This window comes from Micromonospora sp. NPDC005710 (genome assembly GCF_040630995.1).
Classification (GTDB): Bacteria; Actinomycetota; Actinomycetes; order Mycobacteriales; family Micromonosporaceae; genus Micromonospora.
This window is the reverse complement of record NZ_JBEXYP010000027.1, coordinates 86,329-94,209: the sequence shown is the minus strand read 5'-3', so window position 1 is coordinate 94,209 and position 7,881 is coordinate 86,329. Positions and strand designations below refer to the sequence as shown.

The following is a 7,881-nucleotide window of genomic DNA, read 5'->3' as shown; positions in this document are numbered from 1 at the left end:
CGGCCAGCGCTCGCGGCGCTGGCCGACCGCGGAGATTCCTTACAGATAGGGGCTCTGCGTCAGCAGGTGGGCCTTGTAGCCCTCGCCGACGCCGGGCTCCGGTGTGCCGGCCCAGTCCCTGATGAGCACGGCACCGCTGGTGCAGCCCCACGGGTTCCAGGTCCAGGCGAGGTAACTCAGGGCGTGCGTGTCGGCCCAGGTCACCAGGCGCTGCATGTAGTCGAAGCCGCAGTTGTCCTGGCCGAACTCACCGAGCACGATCGGCACCTGCTGCGCCAGCGGGGCGATCTGGCTGTCCCAGCAGGACTCGCTGGCGCAGGCGTTGAAGCTGTACGCGTGCCACGACGCAGCCAGGTTGTTCAGCGGGTCGTTCGGTCGGTAGGTCAGCCACTCCCGCATGTCGTTGGTCCATTCCAGCCCGCCGACCATGAGCAGGTTGGTGGCGCCGGTGGCGCGGACCGCGTCGACGAGGTCCTGCATCCCGGCTACCTCGTAGGGCAGGCCGGTGCAGGTGCCGCCGTCACGTAGGCACTGCCAGCCCAGGGTCTTGTTCCATTCGGCGGGCATGTCCGGGTACGGCTCGTTGAACAGGTCGAAGACGACCGCGTCGTTGCCCTTGAACGCGTTGGCGACGCCGGTCCAGAACTGGGGGGCGTACCGCGCGTCCGGCATCGGCTTCTGGCAGGTGGCGTGCTCGTCCTTGCAGTGCCAGTCCGGACTGTCGGGGTAGGCACCCCAGGTCCAGTGCAGGTCGAGGACGACGTTGATGCCGTTGCCGACGAGTAGGTTCACGTACTCTTTGACGCCCTGTTGGTAGGCGGTGCCGCTGGGTGAGCCGTTGAGGCCCAGCCAGCATTCCTCGTTCAGCGGGATGCGTACGGCGTGGATGTTCCAGGTCTTCATGGCGTTGACCGATGCCTGGTCGACCGGGCCGGAGTCCCACAGGCCCTTGCCCTGCACGCAGGCGAACTCCCCGCCGGACCGGCTGACGCCCAGCAGCCGGTACGGCTTGCCGTCCGCGGTGAGGATCTTGTTGCCGGATGCGTGCAGTTCCGGCGCCGAGGCACTGGGCGGCGGGCTGGTGGTCGGGCTCGCGGTCGGTGTGGTCACCGACCCTGTGCACGTAACTCCGTTGAGCGCGAACGACGCGGGTACGGGGTTCGCGCCGCTCCACGAGCCGTTGAACCCGATCGAGGTCGAGGCGCCGGTGCGCAGAGATCCGTTCCAGCTCATGCTGGCGGCCGACACTCGGGTGCCGGCCTGGGTCCAGGTGGCGCCCCAGCCCTGGGTGACCTTCTGGCTGGCGTTGGGAAAGTCGAACGTCAACGTCCAACTCGACAGCGCGTCGCCGAGGTTGGTGACATTGGCGTTCGCGGTGAACCCGCCCGGCCACTGACTCTGCACCGTGTAGGTGACCGAGCAGCCGGAGGCGGCCGCTGCGGCGGGGAGGCTGGACGTTGCCATGCCAGCCAGGATCAGCACGCTGGTGGCGCTGGCGCCCAGTAGTGCAAGACGATGTTTCATCTGATCTCCTCGGGTGGTGAGAGATCGATGGGAGCGCTGCAAACATCCTTTATTAGGTTGGTTACGAAAGTCAACACACTGCGGCACCGTGCTCAAGGCGCGGACTACGTGAGTCGCGGATGACTGCGGACGCGGTAAGTGAAGTAGCCTGGTTAAGCAGCGAATACTGGGAGGCACCGTGGCGAGCAGCCCGATCTGGGCCAGCCGGCCGAAGACTCGCGGCCTGGTGCTGGACCTCATCAGGGCGGCGCGCAGCATCAGCCGGGTGGAGCTTGCGACGGCGACGGGCCTGACGGGCGCGACGATCTCCGCGGTCGTGCGCGAGCTGATGGGCGACGGCCTGGTGGTCGAGGCCGGCCGAGGTGGGCCGACGGGCGGCAAGCCACGCACCATGGTGCAGCTCAATCCGCTTGCCCGTTACAGCGTCGGGGTGCAACTCGAGCGCAATACGTGCGTGATCGTGGTCGTCGACCTGGCCGGCCGACAGGTGGCCCGGACGTCTTTCCAGGGCGTGGCGTCGATGCCGCCGGAGCGGGCGCTGCCTCTGGTGGCCTCGCAGGTGGACGCGCTGCTGGCCACGGCGGCCGTGGACCGCGAGCGCGTGTTGGGGGTCGGCCTGGTCAGTTACGGGCCGCAGGATCGGCGTGCGGGTGTGCTGTTGACGCCGCAGCCGACAGATGCGTGGCTCGACTACCCGGTCGCGCGGCTGCTCGCGGAGACTCTTGGGCTGCCGGTCCTGCTCGACAATGACGCGGCGGCCGCCGCGATCGGCGAGTACTGGATGGGTGCGGTGGACCCGCGTAGCACCTATGGCTGCATCTACATGGCCACCGGAATCGGCGGCGGGGTCGTGGTCGCCGGCGAGGTGTACCGAGGGAGTTCCTCGAACAGCGTGGAGATCGGCCACATCTCGATGGACATCAACGGTGACGAGTGCTCCTGCGGCAACGTCGGCTGCCTGGAGAACTACGCCGGCCCGTCGGCCATCGTCCGGCAGGCCATGGCGACACCCGGGCTTGCCCAGCGGCTGGCCCTGGACCCGACCGCCGCCGATCTCCTCACCGAGTTCGCGCGGATCGCGGCTGCGGCGAACGCCGGTGACACCGGCGCACGGGGCCTCGTCGAGCAGTCGGCCCGCTATCTCGGTGGCGCGGCCGTCACCATGGCTTGCCTGTTCGATGTGGACACGATCGTCCTGGCCGGGCCAAGTTTCGCGGTGGCCGGTTCGATCTACCAGACGCTGATCCAACAGGAGGTCGACCGTCGCATGTTCGCGCGGCGGGCGCATCCGGTGCGCATCGTGCCGTCGGTCAACGGTTCGGACGCGGCGGCGATCGGCGGAGCGGTCCTCGTGCTGCAGAGCGAGCTGACCCTGCGTCACCCCCGCACGGACGACGGGGCACGGCCGGTTCCCGCCGGCACGGCCGAAATCCACTGAGAGATTCGGTCGGCGCCCGCACAGTAGGCGATGAGCGTCCTGCTTGTCTGACTCGTTGACTTACTTCGACGGCCGTTGCCACAGCGACGGAAACGAACTGCTCCCCCGGCTCGAGGATTTCGCGCCACTCGTGGTCCGTGCCCGTGGGTCCGCTGGCCAGCAGGTACAGGCCGCCGTTCCAGTCGGCGACCTCCCAGCACCAGGCCCCGTTGTGCTCGATCTGCCAGAGCAGGCCAAGCCCGCGGCCGGTGTCGTGCAACAACCCCATCGGCAGGTGATCGGACGTCGACCACGACCCCGCGTTGGAGACGAGGAGGCTGTGGCGGGAACCGATGGGCTCGCGCTGGTGTGACGGGTAGGTGCGGTAGATGCCGTGCTGCACGAGACTCGCCTCACGCCACTGGCACTCGCCGCCCCACACGTTGTGTGGGACGGACAACCGGATCTGTTCGTCCCACGCACCGTCGGCGTCCGTGACGAGGGTACCGACGACAAGCGAGCTGACCTGAGTCAGGAGAAGTGGCGAAGTTCCTGCGTTCGTCACCCTGGACCATGTCCGGACGACGGCGGGGCCGTCGAGCAGGGCGGCGAATGATTCGACGCAGAGACCGGTGCCGGGGTCGGCGAGCACGACGCGTAGTTGCTGGGCCGGCGCCGCACCGGGACCAAGGCGGACCTGTGTCGTGTCGGCGGACTCAAAGCACAGTCCTCTGGTCGCGTTTCGTTCGCTGTGCCGACGGCCGCCGGGTCCTACGTGACTCGTGGAGACCTCGACCAGCGGCATGGCAGGCGGCGGATCGTCCGCGCCGGCCCAATGCGAAGGGACGAGCTCTGCGAGCCGGGCGATCCCGTCGACGACCGTGACCCGCAGCCGGACACGGCCGTTGTCCAGCACAATGTCGTCCGCGGCGTCGTTCAGCGCGCCTCCCGCGGCTGGCAGCGTCTCGTCGATCACCACCGACACGGCGATCTCCGGGGGCACGGCCGCGCGCTCGCTCATACCGTCCGCCGTCCACCGTTGGCGTCCTCCGGCCACGGGACGAGCAGCCTCGACCGTAGTGCCCGGGCGAGCGTGGGCGCGAGCGGCAGGCGCGGCAGCAGCGTGGCCTGCATCGCGTGGTAGACATCGGGCTTGCCGGGCCACACGGTCGTGGCCGGCATGTTGTGCGGGTCGAGCTCGTGCCACCACGAGCCACCCGTGCGGTCGAGCAGATGACGCTCGGCGTAGTTCCACCAGGCGGCGTAGCTTTCGGCGTACCGCCGCTCGCCGGTGCGCCGGTGCAGCGCCGCGGCGGCGGCGATCGCTTCGGCCACCACCCAGTGCATCCGCTGGCGCACCACGGGTGTGCCGTCCCAGTCAGTGGTGTAGACGAAGCCCTCCGCGCCGTCGGCGTCCCAGCCGTCGTCGACGGCCCTGTCGAACAGCCGAACCGCCGCCGCGGCGAGGGTGTCGTCGGCGCCGACCCCGGCCTCGACGTTCAACAGCAGCCGTGACCACTCCAGGCCATGTCCGGGTGTGGCGCCGTACGGCTTGAAGGGGTCGTCCGGTTGGCTACGGTTGAAGCCGAGATCGGGGGCCCAGTCCGGCCCGAAGTGTTCGGGCAGGCGCCCGTCGTGGGCGACGGCGAGTTCGACGACGAATCGTGCCGCCCGCGCGGCACGGTCCCGCCATGCGGCGGCTCCCCCGCCGACGGCGGGCCCGTCCGGGTCCTCGAGCACCTCCACGGCGTCGGCCACGGCGAGCATCGCCTCGACGGAGTGCATGGTGGCGTTGAGGCCGCGGTAGTCGTCGGGCCGCGTGAAGTCGGCGTCCCAGGTGTCCAGCGGGCGGCCGGCGTCGTCGTCCCAGAACCGGCTGAGGTAGACGTCGGCGGCGTCGGCGAGCAGCATGGTGCTGCCGGGGCGGCGGGCGAGCGCTGCGGACGACGCGGCGAGCAGCACGAAGGCGTGGTTGTAGCAGGACTTGTCGGCGGCGCGATCGGGGGCGCCGTCTGGTCCGAGCGCGTGGAACCACCCACCGTGCTCGGGGTCGCGCAGTCGGCCGGTCAGGGCTGCCATCGCGGCGTCAGCGACGGGGGCGCTGCCGGGCACGCCGAGCAGCACCCCGAGCGAGTACGCGTGCGTGGTGCGGGCGCTGATCCAGGTGAGCACGCCGTGCCGGGGATCTGGCTGACCGCTGGTGTCGAGGTAGGCGGCACCGCCGTCGGGCAGCGCGGACCGCGCGCCGAAGGCGAGTAGCCGGCGGCACTCGGCGTCCAGCCAGGCGTGGTGGGCGGGCAGGGTGAGCATGTTCACGGGGACGGCCGGGGTGGCGGTCACGAAAGAGTCCTCTCCGACGGCTCCAGGAGGGTGTTGGCGCAGCGCACGGCGGCGGCGAAGGCCTGCGGATCGCCGGACGGCGACGTCACGCGGAAGGTGACGGACTGGCCGGCCCGAACGTTCACCATGCCGTTGTTCACGCTGGCGGCGGGGTCGACCACGTCGGCGGGGCAGAACACGTCGCGGGCGTAGGACGTGGCGCTCAGGTGCAGCAGGCAACCGTCATCCGTGGGCACGGCCTCGACCTGCAGCGGCCGAGGGTCGAGACGCTGGTCGAGCACCTCGGCGCCGTGCCAGAACGCTGACGCGAACCCGGTCGAGTCATCGTCGGGCTCGGCCACGATGACCTCGGTGGCGGGGTCCCCGAAAGCAGCGACCTCGTCCGGAATCGTGAGGGTGGCCGCGCCGCGCGAGGGCACCGACGCCTCGATCGTGGCCTTTGCCAATAGCGTGCCGTCGAACGTCTCCCGCGTCACAGTGAAGGTGCCGCCAAACGCCTCGGCGGTGTCGTTGACGAGCACGAGCGCGAGGGTGTCCGGGTTCGGATCGAGTCCTTCCCAGGCGCCGGCGCACGCCTCGGCGGAGGCGCGCGGCTGCAGTGTGGCCAGGCGTGGGGCGTACGCGGCCCGCAGGGCGTACCAGAGGGGCTTGCGGTGCTCGGCGAAGTCGACGGCGGCCCAGGACACCACCGGCCAGTTGTCGTTGAGCTGCCACAGGATCGTCCCGGTGTTGTGGGGCGTCAGGGAGCGGAAGTGTTCGACGCCGAACCGGATGGCGTGGGCCTGGTTGAGTTGGGTGGTCCAATGCCAGTCCTCGATGGTGGCGGGGTCGGGCAGGTGGCCCTTCCACCCGCGCTCCAGCTTCGCGTTGCCGAGGTTGGCCTTCTGGTGCACCAGCATCTGCGGGCCGAACGGGTCGAGTGGCTCGTCGTGCACCACGGCGGTGAGGCTGGACCAGGCGGGCGGTGCCTGGAAGCCGAACTCAGCGACGAAGCGGGGCCTGTACCGGGCGTAGACGGTGTAGTCCGCCCGGTTCCACACGTCCCAGATGTGCATCGTGCCGTAGCGCTCGTCGTTCGGGTGCCGGTAGTCGCCGAACGAGTACGGGCTGGCCGGCGAGTAGGGGCGGGTGGGGTCGAGCTCGGCGAGCACGCGCGGCAGCAGGTCGTTGTAGTAGAGGTCGCCCCAGCCTCGGCCGTCCAGGCGGCCGGGCCACCCCCAGTCCACTGAGCCCCACGTGTTCTCGTTGTTGCCGTTCCACAGCACGAGGGACGGGTGCGGGCTGAGCCGTGCCACCTGCTCGCGGGCCTCGGCGTCGATCTCGGTCCGCATCGGCGCGTCCTCGCTGTATGCGGCGCAGGCGAAGAGGAAGTCCTGCCACATCAGCAGTCCGTGCTCGTCGGCGAGGTCGTACAGGTCGTCGGACTCGTAGATGCCGCCGCCCCAGACGCGCAACAGGTTGATGTTGGCCTCCAGCGCGTCGGCCACGCGTCGGGCGTACCGATCGCGGTCGACCACGGTGAGGAACGCGTGATCCGGGATCCAGTTGGCGCCCCGCACGAGCACCCGTTCGCCGTTGACCCGCAGCAGGAACGGCGCCCCGGCCTCATCGGGCGTGGTGTCGAGCTCGACGGTGCGGAAGCCGACGCGCCCGCGCCAGAACGCGACGTCACCTGCCGCCTGCGCCTCGACCTGCACGCCGTACAGTGGCTGGTCGCCGTATCCGACGGGCCACCAGCGCCGCACGTCGGGCACCGTGACGAGGACGACAGTGGACGTCTCGCCAGCAGGCACGGTGCCGCTGACGGTCAGCCTCGCACCGTCGGGGTCGGTGACGGTGACGACGAGCGGGACGTCCTCGTCGGCGCGGACGCCGTCGCGCTCGACCTCCACGTGCACCCTCAGCAGGCCGTCGTGACGGCGGTGGGCACCGTCGCTCCCACCGGCCGGCACCACGTCCACCAGTGGTCGAACCGAGGCGATGCGCACCCCGGACCACGAGTCAAGCCCGATCGGCTTCCAGATGCCGGCGCCGGCGACGTCGATGCCCCAGTCCCAGCCGAACGAGCACGCCATCTTGCGCAGCTGGTTGTACTCGTGGTGGTTGACATGCGGCAAAGCGCCGTCGCGCTCGGCCCGCGCGGTCGCCTCGGGCACCGGCGCGGCGAACGTCACCGTGAGGTTGTTCTCCCCTTGGCGCAATGCGCCACGCACGTCCCAGCGGTAGGAGCGGTGCATGTTCTGTGTCCGCCCGATGACGTCGCCGTTGAGTTCCACGGTGGCCACGGTGTCCAGCCCGTGAGCCACGAGGTCATGGCGTGTCGAGGCGTCGTCGGACCACGTGAACGTCGTCGAGAAGCGCCACGTCGTGGCACCGATCCACTGCTGGGCGGCCTCGTTGGCGCCGTCGAACGGGTCGTCGATCAGGCCTGCGCACCGCAGGTCCAGGTGTGCCTCACCGGGCACGATGGCGGGTACGCCGTCGGCGAGGGTCGCGGGGACGTCGTCGGGGAGCGCGGGGGCGGTGAGGGTCCAGCCGTGGTGCAGGGCGCGGAAGGTGAAGGGGAGGTAAGCCATGCGGTGTCCTCAGGTTCGAAAACG

4 protein-coding genes are annotated in these 7,881 nt (G+C 70.1%); 1 reads left to right on the top strand and 3 read right to left on the bottom strand.

The window, feature by feature from the left end:
- Nucleotides 1-39 precede the first annotated feature (39 nt).
- Nucleotides 40-1,524, bottom strand: coding sequence for a cellulase family glycosylhydrolase (locus ABZ406_RS27585; protein ID WP_357767545.1), 1,485 nt, complete (start codon nt 1,522-1,524; stop codon nt 40-42).
- Nucleotides 1,525-1,750: 226 nt separating this feature from the next.
- On the opposite strand from ABZ406_RS27585, the gene ABZ406_RS27580 reads away from it, so the two are divergent.
- Complete coding sequence (locus ABZ406_RS27580) at nt 1,751-2,962, top strand: ROK family transcriptional regulator (RefSeq protein ID WP_357767543.1); 1,212 nt, start codon at nt 1,751-1,753, stop codon at nt 2,960-2,962.
- A 996-nt stretch (nt 2,963-3,958) separates the two neighbouring features.
- On the opposite strand, the gene ABZ406_RS27575 is transcribed toward ABZ406_RS27580, so the two are convergent.
- A complete protein-coding gene (locus ABZ406_RS27575; protein WP_357767540.1) occupies nt 3,959-5,281 on the bottom strand; it encodes an AGE family epimerase/isomerase in 1,323 nt (440 codons plus the stop codon).
- On the bottom strand, nt 5,278-7,857 hold the full coding sequence (locus tag ABZ406_RS27570; RefSeq protein WP_357767537.1) for a glycoside hydrolase family 2 protein: 2,580 nt from the start codon (nt 7,855-7,857) through the stop codon (nt 5,278-5,280). The genes ABZ406_RS27575 and ABZ406_RS27570 overlap by 4 nt, the downstream gene beginning before the upstream one ends.
- Between the last annotated feature and the right edge of the window lie 24 nt (nt 7,858-7,881).